This is a genomic window from Pedobacter mendelii, assembly GCF_014635725.1.
Classification (GTDB): Bacteria; Bacteroidota; Bacteroidia; order Sphingobacteriales; family Sphingobacteriaceae; genus Pedobacter; species Pedobacter mendelii.
Window position 1 is genome coordinate 90,738 of record NZ_BMDJ01000007.1, and the last position, 18,670, is coordinate 109,407.

19 protein-coding genes are annotated in these 18,670 nt (G+C 36.0%); 11 read left to right on the forward strand and 8 right to left on the reverse strand.

Annotated elements, in window-relative coordinates; genetic code table 11:
* Positions 1–94: 94 nt before the first annotated feature.
* Positions 95–583, forward strand: a complete 489-nt coding sequence (locus tag IEV50_RS13015) for a cytidine deaminase (protein ID WP_188415012.1) — start codon at positions 95–97, stop codon at positions 581–583.
* Positions 584–597: 14 nt separating this feature from the next.
* On the opposite strand, the gene IEV50_RS13020 is transcribed toward IEV50_RS13015, so the two are convergent.
* Positions 598–774, reverse strand: coding sequence for a hypothetical protein (locus IEV50_RS13020; RefSeq protein ID WP_188415013.1), 177 nt, complete (start codon positions 772–774; stop codon positions 598–600).
* 66 nt (positions 775–840) lie between these two features.
* Here IEV50_RS13020 and IEV50_RS13025 point away from each other — a divergent pair, with 66 nt between their 5' ends.
* The 5 genes from IEV50_RS13025 to IEV50_RS13045 all read left to right on the forward strand — a co-directional run bounded on the left by IEV50_RS13025 (position 841) and on the right by IEV50_RS13045 (position 8,531).
* Positions 841–2,520 (forward strand): PNGase F N-terminal domain-containing protein, encoded by a 1,680-nt coding sequence (locus IEV50_RS13025; protein ID WP_188415015.1) that lies wholly within the window; start codon positions 841–843, stop codon positions 2,518–2,520.
* A 208-nt stretch (positions 2,521–2,728) separates the two neighbouring features.
* Positions 2,729–3,139 carry an endonuclease domain-containing protein gene (locus IEV50_RS13030; protein WP_188415017.1) on the forward strand — a complete coding sequence of 137 codons (411 nt, stop codon included), beginning with the start codon at positions 2,729–2,731 and terminating at the stop codon, positions 3,137–3,139.
* Between the two features lie 195 nt (positions 3,140–3,334).
* Positions 3,335–6,226: a DNA gyrase/topoisomerase IV subunit A gene (locus IEV50_RS13035; protein ID WP_188415019.1), complete on the forward strand. Its 2,892-nt coding sequence runs from the start codon at positions 3,335–3,337 to the stop codon at positions 6,224–6,226.
* A 535-nt stretch (positions 6,227–6,761) separates the two neighbouring features.
* Positions 6,762–7,382 carry a nicotinamide riboside transporter PnuC gene (pnuC, locus tag IEV50_RS13040; protein WP_188415021.1) on the forward strand — a complete coding sequence of 207 codons (621 nt, stop codon included), beginning with the start codon at positions 6,762–6,764 and terminating at the stop codon, positions 7,380–7,382.
* A gap of 60 nt (positions 7,383–7,442) precedes the next feature.
* A complete protein-coding gene (locus tag IEV50_RS13045; protein WP_188415023.1) occupies positions 7,443–8,531 on the forward strand; it encodes an acyl-CoA dehydrogenase family protein in 1,089 nt (362 codons plus the stop codon).
* On the opposite strand, the gene msrA is transcribed toward IEV50_RS13045, so the two are convergent.
* From msrA to IEV50_RS13075, 7 genes are all read right to left on the reverse strand, one after another.
* Positions 8,528–9,073, reverse strand: coding sequence for a peptide-methionine (S)-S-oxide reductase MsrA (gene msrA, locus IEV50_RS13050; protein WP_188415025.1), 546 nt, complete (start codon positions 9,071–9,073; stop codon positions 8,528–8,530). The two genes, IEV50_RS13045 and msrA, sit on opposite strands and share 4 nt — an antisense overlap.
* 94 nt (positions 9,074–9,167) lie before the next feature.
* Positions 9,168–10,214 carry a hypothetical protein gene (locus IEV50_RS13055; RefSeq protein WP_188415027.1) on the reverse strand — a complete coding sequence of 349 codons (1,047 nt, stop codon included), beginning with the start codon at positions 10,212–10,214 and terminating at the stop codon, positions 9,168–9,170.
* Positions 10,215–10,317: 103 nt separating this feature from the next.
* On the reverse strand, positions 10,318–11,199 hold the full coding sequence (locus tag IEV50_RS13060) for an RsmD family RNA methyltransferase (protein WP_123206860.1): 882 nt from the start codon (positions 11,197–11,199) through the stop codon (positions 10,318–10,320).
* A 3-nt stretch (positions 11,200–11,202) separates the two neighbouring features.
* Positions 11,203–11,373: a PIN domain-containing protein gene (locus tag IEV50_RS19940; RefSeq protein ID WP_371870273.1), complete on the reverse strand. Its 171-nt coding sequence runs from the start codon at positions 11,371–11,373 to the stop codon at positions 11,203–11,205.
* Between the two features lie 218 nt (positions 11,374–11,591).
* Positions 11,592–11,831: a type II toxin-antitoxin system VapB family antitoxin gene (vapB, locus tag IEV50_RS13065; protein WP_188415029.1), complete on the reverse strand. Its 240-nt coding sequence runs from the start codon at positions 11,829–11,831 to the stop codon at positions 11,592–11,594.
* Positions 11,832–11,851: 20 nt separating this feature from the next.
* Positions 11,852–12,604 carry an ABC transporter ATP-binding protein gene (locus tag IEV50_RS13070; protein WP_188415031.1) on the reverse strand — a complete coding sequence of 251 codons (753 nt, stop codon included), beginning with the start codon at positions 12,602–12,604 and terminating at the stop codon, positions 11,852–11,854.
* Positions 12,604–13,338, reverse strand: coding sequence for an MlaE family ABC transporter permease (locus IEV50_RS13075; protein WP_188415033.1), 735 nt, complete (start codon positions 13,336–13,338; stop codon positions 12,604–12,606). Before IEV50_RS13075 ends, IEV50_RS13070 begins: the two co-directional genes overlap by 1 nt.
* A gap of 146 nt (positions 13,339–13,484) precedes the next feature.
* Between IEV50_RS13075 and IEV50_RS13080 the strand changes: the two genes are divergently transcribed.
* The 5 genes from IEV50_RS13080 to ispG all read left to right on the forward strand — a co-directional run bounded on the left by IEV50_RS13080 (position 13,485) and on the right by ispG (position 18,576).
* Positions 13,485–14,174, forward strand: coding sequence for an SDR family oxidoreductase (locus IEV50_RS13080; RefSeq protein WP_188415035.1), 690 nt, complete (start codon positions 13,485–13,487; stop codon positions 14,172–14,174).
* Between the two features lie 19 nt (positions 14,175–14,193).
* On the forward strand, positions 14,194–14,823 hold the full coding sequence (locus IEV50_RS13085) for a PspC domain-containing protein (RefSeq protein ID WP_188415037.1): 630 nt from the start codon (positions 14,194–14,196) through the stop codon (positions 14,821–14,823).
* A gap of 54 nt (positions 14,824–14,877) precedes the next feature.
* Positions 14,878–15,858, forward strand: coding sequence for a toast rack family protein (locus IEV50_RS13090; protein ID WP_188415039.1), 981 nt, complete (start codon positions 14,878–14,880; stop codon positions 15,856–15,858).
* A gap of 58 nt (positions 15,859–15,916) precedes the next feature.
* Entirely contained in the window at positions 15,917–16,528 is a 612-nt protein-coding gene (locus IEV50_RS13095; protein WP_188415040.1) for an RDD family protein, read from the forward strand.
* A 65-nt stretch (positions 16,529–16,593) separates the two neighbouring features.
* Entirely contained in the window at positions 16,594–18,576 is a 1,983-nt protein-coding gene (ispG, locus tag IEV50_RS13100; RefSeq protein ID WP_188415041.1) for a (E)-4-hydroxy-3-methylbut-2-enyl-diphosphate synthase, read from the forward strand.
* Positions 18,577–18,670: the final 94 nt, after the last annotated feature.

The window sequence follows — 18,670 nt, forward strand, 5'->3', positions numbered from 1 at the left end:
ATTTGATGGCAGATTATGTAAATAATACAAAAAATAACTTAAATTGTTCGCCCTGCTGAAAAATTTAATGTTGGCAGTTTTATAATTTGTTAAAATGAATTCAATAAATTTAAATATAAGCTTTGAACAATACGAAGGCATTGAGGAATTGAACGAAAAAGATAGGTTGCTTTGTGAATTATCAGAACAAGCATTAGAAAGTTCTTACTCACCTTATTCAAAATTCAGGGTTGGTACTGCAATCCGCTTAAAATCAGGCGAAATAATTTTAGGCAGCAATCAGGAAAACCTGGCTTATCCTTCTGGCCTGTGTGCCGAGCGTGTAGCACTTTTTTCAATCGGATCTGCCTATCCAAATGCGGTAATCGAAAGTATGGCCATCACCGCTCAAACTGATAACTTCGAAATTTTAAAACCGGTAACTTCTTGTGGTGGTTGTTTGCAAGTTATGGCTGAGTTTGAGCGTAAGCAAAATGCGCCAATTGAAGTGATTTTTTATTGTTTAAATGGCGAAATTTTAAAGGTGCCAAGTGTAAAAAGTTTATTGCCTTTTGCTTTTGTTGAGGATAGGCTGGAGAAATAAGCTTTTTGTAAAAGCTACTGATGAGTTAGATAATTATTAAGATTTTTTGGAAATGAAAGGTTCGGTAATTCTTCCGGAACAGCAGTCCCGCCATTCGCTATAGCCCTCATGAAATATTCGGTGCTGCCGCTGTTGTCGGGTTTATAATTATCAGTTTGCGCTCCTTGGTAGCCAACTAGGCGGTTATTCATTGGGTTACCCTCTTCCTAATCAAGAGATACTGAATTATCTTATTTATATTTGATTTTTCAAAATCCATGAAACAGTTTTCCTTATTCCTCTTCTCCCTATTTTTTGCTTCTACGGCTTGGTCTCAGCAAAAGCTTAAACCCACATTTACCTATAAAATTACGTATTGGCGCTCTGCAGATGGCAAACCTAAAGAAGATAGGAATGCAACAGTAATTATTGCCGGCGCAAAACAAAACGTATTGAGTATGGAAAGCATATTGGCGAATAAAGCTAAATATCCTTTCGAGCAAAGTATAATTGCCAAACCAGAAAATATTTTGTTTCAGGTTGCCGATTTAGATAAAGCCAATCAAATTTCAACGGCTGATAGTGCTACAATTTCTAAACAAATTTTTGAGTTTAGCAACGAAACGAAAGTGATTTTAGGTTACATCTGCAAAAAAGCTAAAACCGTTGTAAATTCGAATACCATTGAGTTGTGGTACACGACCGAGGCGGGCATTAAAGCTGCGCCAACGGTTTTAAGCCAGAGCCTTGGTTTGGTATTGGAGCAGGTGCGCAACGGAAATAGCTATATCACGGCAACAAAGATTGAAGAGGTTAATAATAATAAACAGATTGATTTAAGTGCATTAAAATTAACCGACGGCTTAACTTATAAAGATTTGCTTTGGAAAAGCAGGTTTACCACGCTAAACATATTCAAAGATGAAACCCTAAATTTTTTGGATAAGCCACAATCAAACGATTCAATCTTCAGGTTTTCTGGTGGAACAGTTATCGTAAGGAAAGTAAAGTTTCCTGAAATGCTAGCCAACCCAAATGTTTTTGTCGATTTAACGGAGCAATCTAATGGTGATGCTTACGATAGAACAGGTTCTGTATTTATTATACCGACAGATAAAAATATAAGTTTGATGGATGCACTTAAAAATTCGGTAAAGAATTTACCAGTTTATGAAAACGGAAATGGTAAAAAATACCAGGGCGTAATCGCTACCTCAACTTATAACCCTGTTATCGAATTGATGCGGTTTTTTACACCTTTCGGCGTTGGTAAATACAATAATTTAAAACTGAAGGATAAAAACTGGGCGGATAAGGTTTATTACAGGCAAGACATTTCAGAATTATTTCCTTTAGTAAATGGAAAGGAAGTTTGGGTAGCTGTTTTTATAGGTAATTATGATAAAGGCGGACACAAAGTTTCTTTAAATATCACACTTCATAATGGCGGAAGGGAAAAAGCAGATAAGGCTGTAATTATGCCCTTGTTCAACTCCACAAATGTACTAGAAATGGCGGGGCAAGAGTATGCAACCATGTTTAGTAGCGATAAAGGTTTGGAGGTTACATTTACTTTGGATAAAGATGTTAAGGATGCCAAACTACGTTACATTACAACAGGCCATGGCGGCTGGGGCGGTGGAGATGAATTTGTGCCAAAGAAAAACACGATTTGGCTGGATGGGAAAGAAACTTTTGCATTTATTCCCTGGAGACAGGATTGTGGTTCTTACCGTTTATCCAATCCGGCTTCCGGTAATTTTGAAACAGGTCTATCCTCATCTGATTTAAGTCGCTCTAACTGGTGTCCGGGAACAGTTACTAATCCAAATATAATTCCTTTAGGTGACTTAAAAGCCGGAAGGCATACGATAAAAGTTACCATCCCAATGGGGCCTCCACAGGGTTCTAGCTCTAGTGCCTGGAATGTTTCGGGTGTTTCATTGGGTACGGAGTAATTGAGCTGAGGCCTTTGAGAGATTTACAATAGATCAGAAGAATGATAAAAAAATATTAACAACCTACAATACCAATTTGATATTCCATCATGCTATCTGCACCTTGTATCCCCCTTTGGAGGGGGCAGGGGGAGGATCTAAAAGTTATAACATTCGCTATCTTTCAATTTGTCTGTTAGAAAAAATAAATTAATTCTTATCTTGAATTATGGATGAGGCTGATAAAAACAATCTTTGGCACTACAATACAGGGCTTAAAAAATTTGCAAATTCTAATCGAAAAGACATGACAAAAGCCGAGGCTTGTCTGTGGAAATTCGTGTTGAGTGGCAAACAAATGATGGGTTATCAATTTCGAAGACAAAGACCAATATTAAATTTTATAGTTGATTTTATGTGTAAGGAATTAATGCTCGTTATTGAGGTTGATGGCTTAACGCACAGTTGGGAAAATGTTGCTGAAAACGATATTACAAGGGATAAACTTTTAGCGGATATTGGATTTTCTGTTCTTAGATTTAATGATGATGAAATTTTGACGGATATTGAGAACGTCAATCGGGCTATATGTTTTTATGTTGAAGCATTTGAATGGGAAAGTAAAAACCACCCCCTTTAATTCCCCCGCCATCGGGGGATATGAGGTGCCTACTTTTATGGAGTAGAAATAAGTTTAATTCATCTTTAAAAAAACTGCTAATCCTGTTTTTTCAAATTATTTTAATGAAATTTTCAACGGCTAAATGTGAATAACCTCGCTTCATTCTGTAAAATCATTTTTATTATATTTACGGCTGCCAATTTCTGTAAATAAATGAGTGAAGAATCAAACCAAAACTTAAATCCAAACGAAGAGCACAAACATACCATAACTCCAATTAACGGTTTATATGAAAACTGGTTTTTAGATTACGCATCCTATGTAATCCTGGATCGTGCTGTCCCGCACATTCATGATGGGTTAAAACCCGTTCAAAGACGCATCATGCATTCGCTAAAGGAAATGGATGATGGACGTTTCAATAAAGCAGCAAACGTTATTGGTAATACGATGAAGTACCACCCACATGGAGATGCCTCTATTGGCGATGCAATGGTACAAATCGGTCAGAAAGATTTGCTTATTGATATGCAAGGCAACTGGGGCGACCCGATTACCGGCGATAGCGCTGCAGCGCCTCGTTATATTGAGGCCCGCTTATCTAAATTTGCAAACGAAGTAGTTTTCAATGCAGACACCACCGAATGGCAGCTAAGTTATGATGGGCGTAACAATGAACCCGTTACCTTGCCTGTTAAATTTCCTTTGTTATTGGCGCAAGGGGCAGAAGGTATTGCAGTTGGTTTGGCGACAAAGGTGATGCCTCATAATTTTATTGAGTTACTAGATGCTTCAATCGAATCGCTAAAAGGTGTTCGGCCGAATATTTTACCCGATTTCTTTACAGGAGGAATGGCCGATTTCTCCAACTACAATGAAGGACAGCGTGGTGGTAAAATTCGCGTTCGTGCAAAGATAACCGAGAAAGATAAAAAGACTTTGGTAATTACCGAAGTTCCTTACAGCACCACAACGAGTTCGGTAATAGATAGTATTTTGGCTGCGAATGATAAGGGCAAAATCAAAATTAAAAAAATTGAAGATAGTACCGCTGCCCATGTAGAAATTATTGTGCATTTGGCACCAGGTATTTCTCCTGATGTTACCATTGATGCGCTTTACGCATTCACAGCCTGCGAGGTTTCTATTTCACCAAATACCTGTATCATTCAGGATGATAAACCACATTTTTTAAGTGTGAACGACATCCTGATTGAAAACACAAAACACACTAAAAGATTATTAAAGAAAGAATTGGAAATTCGACTGCACGAGTTGCAGGAGCGGATTTTCTTCAGTTCATTACTTAAAATATTTATTCAGGAAGGGATGTATAAAAATCCTGAATATGAAAACGCTACGAATTTTGATACCGTTGTAGAGGTTTTACACCGATTATTCGAGCCTTTTAAAGCATCGCTTTACCGCGAAATTTTACCTGAAGATTTTAAAAAGCTAATCGATAAGCCGATGAGTAGCATTACCCGTTTTGATGTGAAAAAGGCCGATGAGCAGATGAAAAATCTGGAAGATGAAATCAAAATTGTTAAAAATCACCTGAAACATTTAACGGATTACGCAATTGCCTGGTTTCAAAAACTGAAAGATAAATACAGTAAAGGAAGAGCGCGTAAAACGGAAATTCGGTTATTCGACAGGGTTGAGGCATCGAAAGTTGCTTTAGCAAACGTAAAACTATATATGAACCGTGAAGATGGTTTTATTGGTACGGGATTGCGTAAAGATGAATTTATTGCTGACTGTTCGGACATTGATGAGGTTATCGTTTTCCGTGAGGATGGAAAATGTATGATTACAAAAGTTGCTGATAAAACTTTCGTTGGGAAAGGCATTATCCATGCACAAGTTTTTAAGAAAAACGATGAGCGAACCATTTATAATATGATTTATAAAGATGGTTCGACGGGAACAGCATACATTAAACGTTTCGCTGTTGTTGGCGTAACCCGCGATAAAGAATATGATTTAACCAAGGGTTCTAAAGGGTCTAAAGTTTTATATTTCACTGCAAACCCAAATGGCGAAGCTGAGATTGTAAATGTTGGTTTGAAACCGCATTCTAAACTGCGTAAACTTCAATTCGACCAGGATTTTGCAGAAGTAGCGATTAAAGGTCGCGGCTCTCAAGGAAATATTATTTCAAAATATCCTGTTAAAAAAATTATTCTGAAAAGCAAAGGGGTTTCAACATTATCTGGACTTAAAATTTGGTACGATAGTTTGCTTAAACGCTTAAATGTTGATAGTAGAGGTAAATATCTTGGTGAATTTGATGGAGATGATAGAATACTGCTGGTTCATAAGGATGGTTACTACGAATTAAGTTCGTTTGAATTAAGCAATCACTTTGATGATGGATTAGTTTTAATTGAAAAATTTGACCCTGAAAAAGTTTTTGCTGCCGTTCATTTCGATGGCAAGGCACAAAATTATTTTATCAAACGCTTTGTTTTTGAATTGCAGTCTGTTGGGCGAAAAACCATTTTCATTAGTGAAGAACAAAAATCGAAGTTATTGTATTTAACGGCAAACCCTGCCGCAAAAATTATTGTCGATGTTTTGAAAGGTAAAACTCAAATACCTGAAACATTGGATTTGGTATTATCTGAAGCAATTGATGTAAAAGGTTTGAAGGCGAATGGTAATCGCTTATCGCCACATGATGTGCAGAAAGTTGTATTAGAAGAGCCAGAAATTGAAGTAGAAGAAGTTGAAGTTAGTGATGATAATGGAGGTAATGAAACTTCAGTCGAAGATGAAGATTTGGAGATGGATGAAAATGCTGAGGCTACACCTGTAGAAGGCTTGGAGCCTGAAATGACAGAAGATAAATCAGCTGAAGAAAAACAAAAACCGAATTTTCAGCATAAAGCTGAGTCCGTAGCCGAGGAGATACCAGCTGTGGAAGACAAACCGGTTAGTGAAAAACCAGTTGAAATACCTAAACCAGTGCCTATTAAAAAAGAGGAGCCAAAACCAGCTGAAACGCCAAAAGAGGAAAAACCGGTTAAAAAAGTCGATTTTGAAATTACCAATCCTGATGATATCGATATTGATGATAAAGGGCAATTGGGCTTATTTTAGTTATAGTGATTTCGTCATTGCGAGGCATCGGCAGACTTAAAAATTGCTATGAACGGTCGTCACCCTAAATTCATTTCAGGGTCTTAACAGCAAGGTGGCTTAGCAGGAAATATGCTGAAATAAATTCAGCATAACGACCGCACATCCCATTGCACTTATACAATGCCACATATAAATAACTGGCATCCTGATTTATGTATTTTTTTAAAAATGCTAAACATTTTGAATGATAAATTAAAACTCTTCATCTTTCATTTTAAAAACTATATTTGTCTTACTCAAAGGGGTGCTTTTTAAATCGGAAATTTCTTTTTCCATTAAAAGGCTGAGATTACACCCATTTAAGAGGTTTAAGGCAAAAGGCTTAAGGTTTAGGGTTTTCACCTTATGCCTTACACCTCAAAACCTTTTACCTTTTAATGCACCTGATTCGGATAATGCCGGCGTAGGGAAGAGGTTAAATTTACAATGCTGTTTCGCCCCGAAAGTAGCTTTCAATTATTTTTTATTAGCCAAATAGGCGAAAATATTGTAAATGAATTTTCAAGATTGGTATAAGCTTTTTTACGAGCAAATTTTAAATACTTCATTAGTTGAATGGTTTGCTGTTGGTTTTGGTGTTTCTGAAGTTTTATTGGCCAGAAAGAATAGCATTTGGTTATATCCTACAGGAATAATTTCTATTCTTTTATCGATGTTTCTTTTGCTAAATGTAAAACTTTATGCTGAAATGCTTTTGAGTATTTATTACTTGATAATGAGCGTTTATGGGTGGGTAATTTGGAAAAAACGAAAAATTGAAGGCGAAAATCAGGTATCGTGGAGTACAAATAATGAGCTTACAATTGCTGTTTTAATTTCGGTAGTAGGCTTTTTTGTTTTCTACTTTGTATTGAGAAACCATACCGATTCTGATGTGCCACTTCTTGATGCATTCGTGTCTTCAACTGCTTGGGCAGGAATGTGGCTTTTGGCTAAACGTAAAATTGAAAACTGGATCTTCCTAAATGTTTCAAATATTGTTGCCATTCCATTGCTATTCCATAAAAAACTGCCATTAATGGCTTGCCTAACTACTTTCCTTTTTGTTGTAGCCATTTTTGGTTTTATAGATTGGAAGAAAATTATTGGGAAGAGAAAGCTTAGAACAATTTAAGTTGGCTAAAGATTTGTAGATTATTAAAAGTCAATCGGCGAATCTGCGGCAAAAAAAAACATGAACCATATGCTAACACCAACCTGGCAAGAAAAAGTAAATGAATTCGCGGCAAAATCTGAAGAAATGGGAGCGTTACATCCTGAAGTTTTGGAACTCGCTTACCAGAAAAACTGGTTTAAACTTTTTGTGCCTGAAGTTTACGGCGGACCCGGAAAAAAACTTCCTGAAATTTTAAGATTAGAAGAAGAGCTTGCTGAAGCTGATGGAAGTTTAGGCTGGACAATCACTTTATGTGCCGGAGCAGCATGGTTTGCCGGGTTTTTAAACCCAGATTTGGCAAAAGAAGTTTTTGCAGATAAAGAAGTTTGTTTTGCTGGCAGTGGCGCAATTGGTGGAATTGCTGTAAAAACTGAAAATGGTTACCTCGTTAACGGGCATTGGAAATATGCAAGTGGTGCGTTGCATGCCACGATTTTTACTGCCAATTGTTACCTTAAAAATAGTGATGGAACAGATGTTTTAGATGAGGCTGGAAATCCGAAAGTGCTATCGTTTATACTCAAAAAAGATGAGGTTGAAATTCTTTCTGGCTGGTCATACTTTGGCTTAATTGCTACCGGTAGTCATGCTTTTGAAGTGAGAGATTTAATTGTGCCGGAGAACAGAACGTTTAAGATAAACAGCACAATTCAAATAGCAGATAAAGGCTTTGATTATCCATTTCTACAGCTCGCGGAAACTACATTAGCAGTAAACAGTTTAGGTATGGCAAGTCATTTCATTAGGTTAGTTGAAGAGTCTTTTTTTACCCGTTCGGGTTTGAAACGCTACAATGAAAAACAAATTGATTTTTTTAATGATGAACTTGAACGTTGCAAAAACGAAGTGCAATTTTTGAAGGCTCAATTTTACGGAACATTTGACGAATCGTGGGAACAGTTAATAAAGCAAGGAACTGTTAATGAGACTAAATTAGAGGAAGTAAGTTTGGTAAGCAGAAAGTTGGCTCATGCTTGCAGAAAAACCTCGGATATACTTTTTCCTTATTGTGGATTGGAAGCTGCAAAAAAGGAATCAGAAATTAATCGGGTTTGGAGAGATATTCATACTGCTAGCCAACATGCTTTACTTACATTTTCGTTTTAATCACCAAGCAGCTCAGGTTTAATTTTATCCTTAAACTCTTGTACAAACTTATCAAGCTTGGGTTGAATTACGAAAGAGCAATAAGGTTTTTCATGATTTTTGCTAAAGTAATTTTGATGATAATCCTCGGCATCATAAAATTCGGAAACAGGGCTTAATTCAGTAATAATTGGCTTATCAAAAATATTATCTCTTGTTAAATCAGTTATCATTTTTTCGGTTTCACGCTTTTGTTCTTGGGTATCGTAAAAAACTACAGACCGATATTGTATTCCTCTATCGCTATCTTGTCTGTTCAATAAGGTAGGATTGTGTGTTTTAAAGAAAATCAATAACAACTCAGTAAAAGAAATCTGAGTTTCATCAAAATCAATTTGAATAACTTCGGCATGACCAGTGTCGCCATTAGAAATTTCCATGTACGTGGGGTGTTTTAATTCTCCACCCATGTAACCTGATACCACTTTTTTTACACCTTGTAAAGATTGAAAAACAGCTTCTGTACACCAAAAGCATCCTCCACCAAATATTGCTGTCTGCATATTTCCATAAACGAAAATAGCACTACAAAGGTTTTTAATATATAAAAAAATGCCTCTTAGATTTAGCTAAAAGGCATCTAAAATAATTTATAAATTATTGGTATTGAATATATATCGGCTTAGGTGTTAATTTCAACAATTCTTCTGGTGTCATTAAACGTTTTGGATCCTTTTTCAAATCATTTTTGTAGAACAATTTAAAGCCGGTAAATTGTACAGGTTCTCCAAAAATGAAATGACGGTAAGTGCCTTTTTTCAATTCAGGCTCTCCCCAACCATCCATGTGCATAACTACTTGCACTTCTGGCCGTAATTTTATGTTGGCAGAATTGGTTACCATTTTCTTAGTAAAACGGTGTAAAACGAAAACCTTTGGAGGCAAATTGTATTTCTTAACTAGGTCTGCAAGATAACCTGTTACATAATTGATATCTGCTGCATCATAGGTCCCGATTTTTTTTCCAGGTAAGGAACCGTCTTTCATAGAAAATTCTGGGTCGATGCCTAAGTGCACATAAGGTAATTGTAAATACTTTTCTATATGAGGGAGTTCGGCTTTGATTGTACTCAACGCAACTTGCAAATCTAGAAATACAATTGTGTTAGGCTGCATTTTAGCTATCGATAGCACAGAATCTATCTGCTTATTTCCCATCCTGTTAATGTATTTTCCATCTTTACCTGGTGTGCCACTTGCAACAGCCGCAATGTAATGTAAACCTGGTTGTACCGGAGTTGTGGGGTCTGCTTTTTCCCAACCCTTAACTTCTGTATTTAGGCGCTGCCACATTTCTTTTGGAGCATATTCGCCAAGAGCGCCCATTTTTTTTGAGTGTAAATTGCCATAATAAACTACAATCCGTTTAAATGGAAGAATAGCACCCGCTAAAGGAGTTGGCTGATTTTTAACAGGCCATTTTCCAGTAGTATCACCATTGGATAATTTGCGAACCAAAGAATCATATAATTTTGGGTCAACAGGTTTCATCACATTTATCGTAGAATCGGTTTTCTTTTTGCTGGTATCAGAAGAAAATATTTTACCAACGCCACCGCCTTTACCGTCCGAATTACAGTTGGCAAATAAACTGATTGCGGCAAAACCAAGAACTAAGGTGCCCGCTACTTGAGGAAATTTCATAGAGTTATTTATAGATTTTTAATGTTTAGACAGTTTTTCCAAATCTGTTTATACATGAAAGTAGGATGCAAAACCGGTACTTCAAAATAAAGTAATCAACATATTACACATTGCAGAATTTACCAAAAACGCCAAGTGGAAGTTTAATGCCTGCAGTGGCTTGTAGATACAATTCTCCGGTTTCTAAATTTTTAACATTAGGGAAAGATGTGCGAATTAAATTTTCTACAATTACGGAAGAAAATCCTAAAGAGTAAGTATTTAAGATTAAAAAATGTTCTTTTTCGTCTAACAGCTGCACAACATCTTGCATCATTTCCTGGATATGGTCTTCGAGTTTCCACTTTTCACCATTTGGTCCATGACCATAAGCCGGTGGATCTAAGATGATGCCATTGTATTTTTTACCTCTTTTAAGCTCTTTTTTAACGAATTTTAAAGCATCTTCAACCATCCAGCGGGTATTTTTTAAGCCCGAAAGTTCTTGATTTTCATTTGCCCAGGTTACAACCTGTTTAATAGAATCGACATGTGTAGTTTCTGCACCAGCAGCATTAGCAATAAGTGATGCTGCACCAGTGTATGCAAATAAGTTTAAAACCTTAGGTTGAGGTGTTTTAAATTTTTTGATTGATGAGGAAATGAAATCCCAATTTACAGCCTGTTCAGGGAAAACACCAACATGTTTAAAAGATGTTAACCCTAAACGAAGTTTAATGGCAACTTCATTGTTTTTATATTCAACATGCCAGCGGTCTGGTGTAGCTGGATTCTTTTTTACCCACTCACCCGATGTAGCTGAACGACCTCGAAAAGTAATGTTTGCTATTTTTTTCCATTCCTGCTCTGATAGGGTTTTTTTCCAAACCGCCTGAGGTTCAGGTCTTATTAGGGTAACATTCCCAAAGCGTTCTAATTTTTCGAAATCCCCACAATCTATTAGTTCATAATCTTTCCAATGGGTTGGGGCAAGTAATTGTATCATTTGTTAAATTAACTTTAAATTCGGATAATTTCTAATGTATTGGTCATCAGTAATAATCGTTAAATCTTCTGCAATTGTTTGAGAAATAATCATTCTATCGAATGGATCTTTATGTATTAGCAGCAACGATAAGTAAGTATCAAGGTGATTCTTTTGGATATTTAGTACAGAAATTCCAAATTTTCAATCAAATCGAACATTTCTTGCAAGTTCCTTATGATGGTTAATTTTCCAATATTTATTTTGATCACAATTTCCCAAATGCTAACTATGCTTATTGATTTTTGATTTTTGATTCTCCGTTTTATCCAATATTTCAATTATTCTTTTGTCAAGATTGCCGTCTTCGTTTATTAAAGAAATAAAAATATGTGTATCAATAAGAAATTGCATCACATATAATCTTTAAATTCATCTAATGGCTTATTAAAGTCTTCAGGTATAATAAAAAGACCTTTCGCTGCACCATATAAGCTTTTTGGCTTATCAGTTTTATCGCTTGAATTATCTAAAATCGCAGCATGTTTGGAATGCTTAGCACTTAAAAAATCAATAAAATCTTTTACCTCATTCACCATATTTTCTGGTAAGGTTTCCAACTTATCGATGATATTTTTAGTTGCCGTAGTCATAACCAAATATAATAATTAAATTAAAATTTATCTTTTGCAGCCTTCATAAAACGGCTGGCAAACACAAAATCGTTTAGTTCTTTTATATCAGTATGAGCAATTTCTTTATTACTGCCTTCCCAGAATTTTTTGCCTTCGTGTAAGAATAAAATATAATCTCCGATACCCATAACAGAGTTCATATCGTGGGTTACTACAATGGTAGTTGTTTTATATTCTTCAGTCAATTCCTTAATTAATTCATCAATTACGATGGACGTTTTGGGGTCTAAACCAGAGTTTGGCTCATCACAAAATAAATATTTTGGATTCATGGAAATGGCTCTTGCAATACCCACACGCTTTTTCATACCGCCAGATAACTCGGCAGGAAATAATTTGTTCTTGCCTGCAAGATTAACACGTTCAAGGCAAAAATTTATGCGATCTATTTTCTCACTTCTGGTTTGTTCAGTAAACATATTTAAAGGAAACATAATGTTTTCTTCAACAGTCATACTATCAAAAAGTGCCGAACCTTGAAAAAGCATCCCAATTTCTTTACGAATTTCGATTCGCTGTTCATAAGTCATTGGTGTAAAATCCCTTCCATCATACAAAACCGAACCCGAATCTGGTTGATGTAAACCAACCATGCATTTAAGCAATGTTGTTTTACCAGAGCCTGAGCCGCCTATAATAAGATTCGTTACCCCTTCCTCAAACTTCCCTGATATGCCTTGTAAAACATCATTTCCCGAGAAGGATTTATAAATATCTTTAATCTCTATCATTATAATAACAATTGAGTAACTAAATAATCGCAAACCAGAATTGAAATACAGCTGATTACAACCGCTCTTGTACTTGCCATAGAAACCTCTAAAGCACCACCACGAACATAAAACCCTTCGTAGGCAGGAACTGAAGTGATGATAAAGCCAAATACAAAAGCTTTAACCAATGCCACAACAATTGTGTAAGGATTAAAATCAGTAGTTATTCCTTGAAGATATTCTGCTGGTGTTACCGCTCCAGATATCGAACCACCTATATAACCACCTGTAATACTTAAAAACATAGAAATGATAACCAACATTGGTACCATCGTTATGCCAGAAATAATTTTAGGCAGAATTAAATAGCCTGGAGCATTTATACCCATAATTTCCAATGCATCGATTTGTTCTGTAACCCGCATGGAGCCTATTTCAGATGAAATTGCCGAACCAATTTTACCAGCCAAAACAATTGCGCTTATGGTAGGGCTTAACTCCAGAATACTTGAATCTCTGTTTACAGAACCGATAATTGTTTTCGGAATAAAATCACTAACCAGCTGGAAAGCAATTTGTAATGTCATTACTGCGCCAATGAATGTAGAAATAATCGCTATTAGCCCAACAGAACCGACACCCACATAGTCCATCTGCTTTGCTATCTCTTTAAGATATATCTTCAGTTTTTCCGGCTTTCTGAATACAGATTTGAGTAGCAGTACGTACCTGCCGAAATTAGTAAAATTCATTCCGTATGTGTTGCTTAATTTAAATGTTTAATATATAATACTACAAAGAAACGATAAAAAAGTTGTAGGCCTTGATTAATTACAAAAATATTCGTGGTTTCAAATATAAATATGGTTTTTTGCTTACAAAAATTAAACCATAAATTATGAAAGCTGTAATAACTGGAGCAACGAAAGGAATTGGTAGAGCAATCGCGATTAAACTATGGAAAAATGGTTTCGATTTAGCGCTTGTTGCCAGAAATGTACATGAATTGGAAAAGCTTCGTGAAGAATTATTTTTGGAAGGAAGAACGGTTTTAATTTATGCTGTTGATTGTGGCGTTAAAGAAGAAGTTCAAAAATTTTTAAATGCAGCAGAAAAAGAATTTGATTTTATTGATGTTTTGGTAAACAACGTTGGTGCTTTTTTACCTGGAAGCATGCTTGATGAAGATGATGAAGCTTTTGAAAATCAACAACGTATTAATGTTAATGCTGGCTATTACATCAGCAAATTTTACGGTAAAAAAATGCGTTCGGAGAAGCGTGGACATATATTTAATATTTGTTCTGTTGCAAGTATAGCACCAGTAAAAAATGGTGGAAGTTATAGTGTAACAAAAGCAGCGATGTTAAGTCTTAATCATGTATTGCGGCAAGAGTTAGCACCACACAATGTTAAAGTAACTGCTTTTTTGCCGGGTTCGACCAAAACAGCATCATGGGAAGGAACAACAATTCCTAATGAAAAATTTGTACAGCCCGAAGATATTGCAGAAACTTTGTTTACCATTTTAAACTTAAGTAAAGGGGTAAATGTTGATGAAGTGCTAATTACTCCGCTCGATTTTTAAACACAAAATGAACAGCGTTATGGAAAAGAAGCTTTTTAGGAACGAACACGATAAGATGATTGCCGGTGTAGCTTCAGGTCTTGCAGAGTATATGCAGGTAGAGGTAACTATAGTTAGATTATTGTTTGCATTATCGACCATTTTTATGGCCGGAGGAGGTTTGGTAGCCTACATAATTATGTGGATAATTGTGCCGGTTAATAATGATCCGGCTGCAAAATTCTCGAAATTTAATGATTACTTTAATAAAAATAATCCGAATAGTATGCCATTCGGACAAGCAGATCCATTCGTAGGCCCTGTAGGTTCAGGAAATCCAAACTGGACACAACCCGTTAATGATGCTCAGAAAACACCGTTTGAAACTCAGGCAGATTTTAATAAATTCAATAAACCTAATGATACAGGCCGAACAATAGCCGGATTACTTTTACTGGTAGTTGGATGTTTCTTTTTAATGCGTGAGTTTGATTTTATTCCCGATTGGTTTAGGTTTAGAAACTTTTGGCCGGTAATATTCATTGTTTTAGGTATCAGCATCATCGCTAAATCTAAAAGAAAAAATGAATGGGCTGCATTTCAAAATCAACAGCAAGCAGCAGAAGAACCAAAGACAGAAACCGTTACTGATGCAATAATTAATTGTTGAAGAAACGAAAAACGAAAATAGCTCAACAGCTACTAACCCACAAATATAAATATTATGAAACTGGATAGATTAATTTGGGGTATTTTACTGCTTTTTATTGGCGGTGTACTCTTACTAGAAAATTTTGGCGTAATCGAATTTTATTGGCGTAATGTATGGCACTTTTGGCCGGTATTTTTAATTATTGCAGGTGTAAATATTTTGTTCAACAGAAATAATTCGCAAACAGGTAGTATGGTTTCCCTCGCCGTTTTGGTGGTAACTTTAGGGTTTCTTTTCTTTAAAGGGCAACAAGAACCTGATAGAAGTTCGTGGTGGGGTCATAACTTCAAAAAAGATGTCGATATAAATATGGATGATAGTGATAGCGACGGCAACGATGATGAAGACCGTGATACAGCATTTAATCAGTTAAACTTGTCAGAGCCATTTGCATCAATAGATAGTGATAAGAAAACAGTTTTGAATATTTCAGGCGGTGGAGTTTCTTTCAATTTAGATGGAGAAACAACAGATTTAATTAAAGCTGATGTAAAGAAAAGACATGGCGATTTCTCATTAACAAAACAAACCACTGATAGCACAACTGTTCTTAACTTTAAAATGGGCGATAAAAAGAACAAATGGAATTTTGGTGATGGTGGTAATGACGTAGATTTTAAATTGAATAAGGCACCTCTTTGGGATGTTATTATGAAGCTGGGTGCTGGTGAAGCTGATTTTGATTTTGAGGATTACAAAGTTCGTACTTTCCGTTTCGATGGTGGTGCTGCTTCATTAGATATTAAAATGGGAGATTTGTTGCCAATTGCTGATGTAATTGTAAAATCGGGTGTTGCTGATGTTAAAATTAAAATCCCCACAAATTCAGGGTGTAGGATTAAGACCAAAACGGGTTTATCGGCAAAAGATTTCGAAGGATTTGAAAAGCTAAGTGATGGGGTTTACGAAACTTCAAACTATAAAACATCAACAAAAAAAATCTTTATCAATTTGGATGGTGGATTGAGTAACTTTGAGGTGTCAAGGTATTAGAAGCGCAAAGGTAAAAGCTTAAAGGCTAAAGCGGCAGTACCTTTAAATATCAAATCCGATGAACACTGATCAGTACACAGTTGTTATAAATGGTAAGCCTCAAGGTCCATATAATTTGGTTGAGTTAGCTCATTTGAACATAAAGCCAAACACGTTTATTCGTAAACCTGGAATGGATGATTATAAAGAAGCTCATGCAATTTTAGAATTGCGTGAGCTTCTTGGTTTTAGTTTTCAGAAAACTGCCCCACAATATTTCGCCGCTTTCGATTTACGGTTGTTGGCTTCCGTGATAGATCACTTTCTGATTTTTGTAGTTTACTGTATTGTTATTCTATCAAGTTTCATCGCAATCGAAGGTAAAGACCAACGCATGATGGCTTTTTTAATTCCATTTCCTGCAATTTTTATAATAAAGTTAATTTACGGCAGTTTTGCTGAATCTTCAAAGCGACAGGCAACAATTGGCAAGCGTTTGGTTAATATTAAAGTAACAGATATGGAAGGAAGCCCGATATCATTGGGCAGATCATTCATCCGCAACTTTTCAAAAGTAATTTCTGTAATCCCAGCTTTTTTTGGTTATTTCTATAGTTTCTTAAATAAGAAAAATCAATGCTGGCATGATATAGCCGCAGATACCTTGGTGATAAAAGAACGTTTGATATAGATTTTAAGTCATTCTCTAGTTCAAAATGCGCTCATTCAAAATTCTATCTATATCTTTGTAACAGCATGGAAAATTTATTGGTAAAGCCAGAATTAGGTGGTGGATATTGCAACAGTTTAACGCAATATTCGAGGTTTTTAACTCGCGAGGTAAACATTGGTGATATTGCCCTCGGCGGTCATAATCCAATTCGTATCCAATCGATGACGACCACCGACACCATGAACACCTTAGCTACTGTTGAGCAAACCATCCGCATGGTAGAATCGGGTAGTGAATATGTTCGTATTACCGCTCCAAGTATTAAAGAGGCAGAAAATCTTGCCAACATAAAAAAAGAACTTCGCTCTCAAGGTTACAATGTTCCTCTAATTGCCGATATTCACTTTACACCGAATGCTGCTGAAATGGCAGCTCGAATTGTTGAAAAGGTTCGTGTAAATCCAGGTAACTATGCTGATAAAAAGAAGTTTGAAAATATAGAATATACCCAAGACGCATACAATGCTGAGCTTTCCCGGATTTATAAGAAATTTATTCCCTTGGTAAAAATTTGTAAAGAATACGGTACAGCCATGCGAATTGGTACCAATCATGGTTCACTATCGGATAGGATTATGAGCCATTACGGCGATACACCCAGAGGAATGGTTGAGTCTGCAATGGAATTTATCCGCATGTGCGAGGACCAAAATTACTTCAATCTGGTAATTTCTATGAAAGCCAGTAATACCCAGGTTATGGTTCAGGCTTATCGTTTGCTGGTAGAAACGATGGTGAAAGAGGGAATGAATTACCCGCTGCACTTAGGTGTTACCGAAGCAGGCGATGGCGAAGATGGTCGCATAAAATCAGCGGTTGGCATCGGTACTTTATTAGAAGATGGATTAGGAGATACCATTCGTGTTTCTTTAACTGAAGACCCTGAATTTGAAGCGCCCGTTGCGAAAGCTTTGGCTGATAGATACCTAAAAAGAGTGGAAAGTGAAAAGTTAAAAGTCGAAAGTACTTATATCGCTTCTCATCCTGAGCTTGTCGAAGGACAACCATCAACTTACAATCCATATTCCTATTCTCGCCGAGTTACAGCTCCTGTTCAGCATATTGGCGGGCATCATCATCCTGTAGTTATGATTGATGTTTCCAAAGAAAACCTTAAAGATCCATATTTTTTAAGTTCTGTTGGTTATAATTATAGCGCTGGTTTTGATAAATATAACCTAGCCGACCAGGCTTGCGATTTAGCTTATTTGGGCGATAATTTGCCATCGTTTTCTTTTCCTGGAAATTTAAAGCAGGTGTATAATTACAATACCTGGTTAAATTTAAGAGATAAAAATAACTGCCATCCGCTGTTTTCTTTTGAAGAATTTAGCAAAACAAATGTTAAAGATGAATTTTTAAACTTCGTTAAGGTTGATGCTAATCAATTCAACATTCTAACAATCCAACAATTTAACAATGTTGTTTTGATTTTAGAAACATCTGCTAATCATGGAATGGCAGAGCAAAGGGCTTTCTTCGTTGCTTTGCAAGAAAAAAATGTTCAAATCCCAGTTATCATCAAACGAACTTATAAAGATTTAGACGCTGATAATTTAATGCTTTATTCGGCAACAGATATTGGTGCATTATTTACAGATGGTTTCGGAGATGGGATTTGGATTGATGCACAAGGTCAAAATTTAGCATTAATCAATTCAACCAGTTTTGGTATTTTGCAGGCAACGAGAACCAGAATCAGTAAAACAGAATATATTTCTTGTCCGAGTTGTGGTAGAACACTTTTCGATTTGCAAGAAACCACACAGCTTATTCGCTCTCGAACAGACCATTTAAAAGGACTTAAAATTGGAATTATGGGCTGCATAGTAAATGGTCCGGGTGAAATGGCAGATGCAGATTACGGTTATGTTGGTACTGGACCAGATAAAATAACTTTATATCGCGGACAGGAAGTTGTAAAAAAGAATGTAAATACAGCTTTTGCTTTAGATGAGTTGATTGATATTATAAAAGGTGATGGAAATTGGGTTGAAAAAGCTTAGTAATGTTTTTGATTTGTCATTCAGCTTGGCGAAGAACCTTAGATATTGATAATGTTCTACAAGCCCAACATTACAAGATGTATATTGCCCCTTC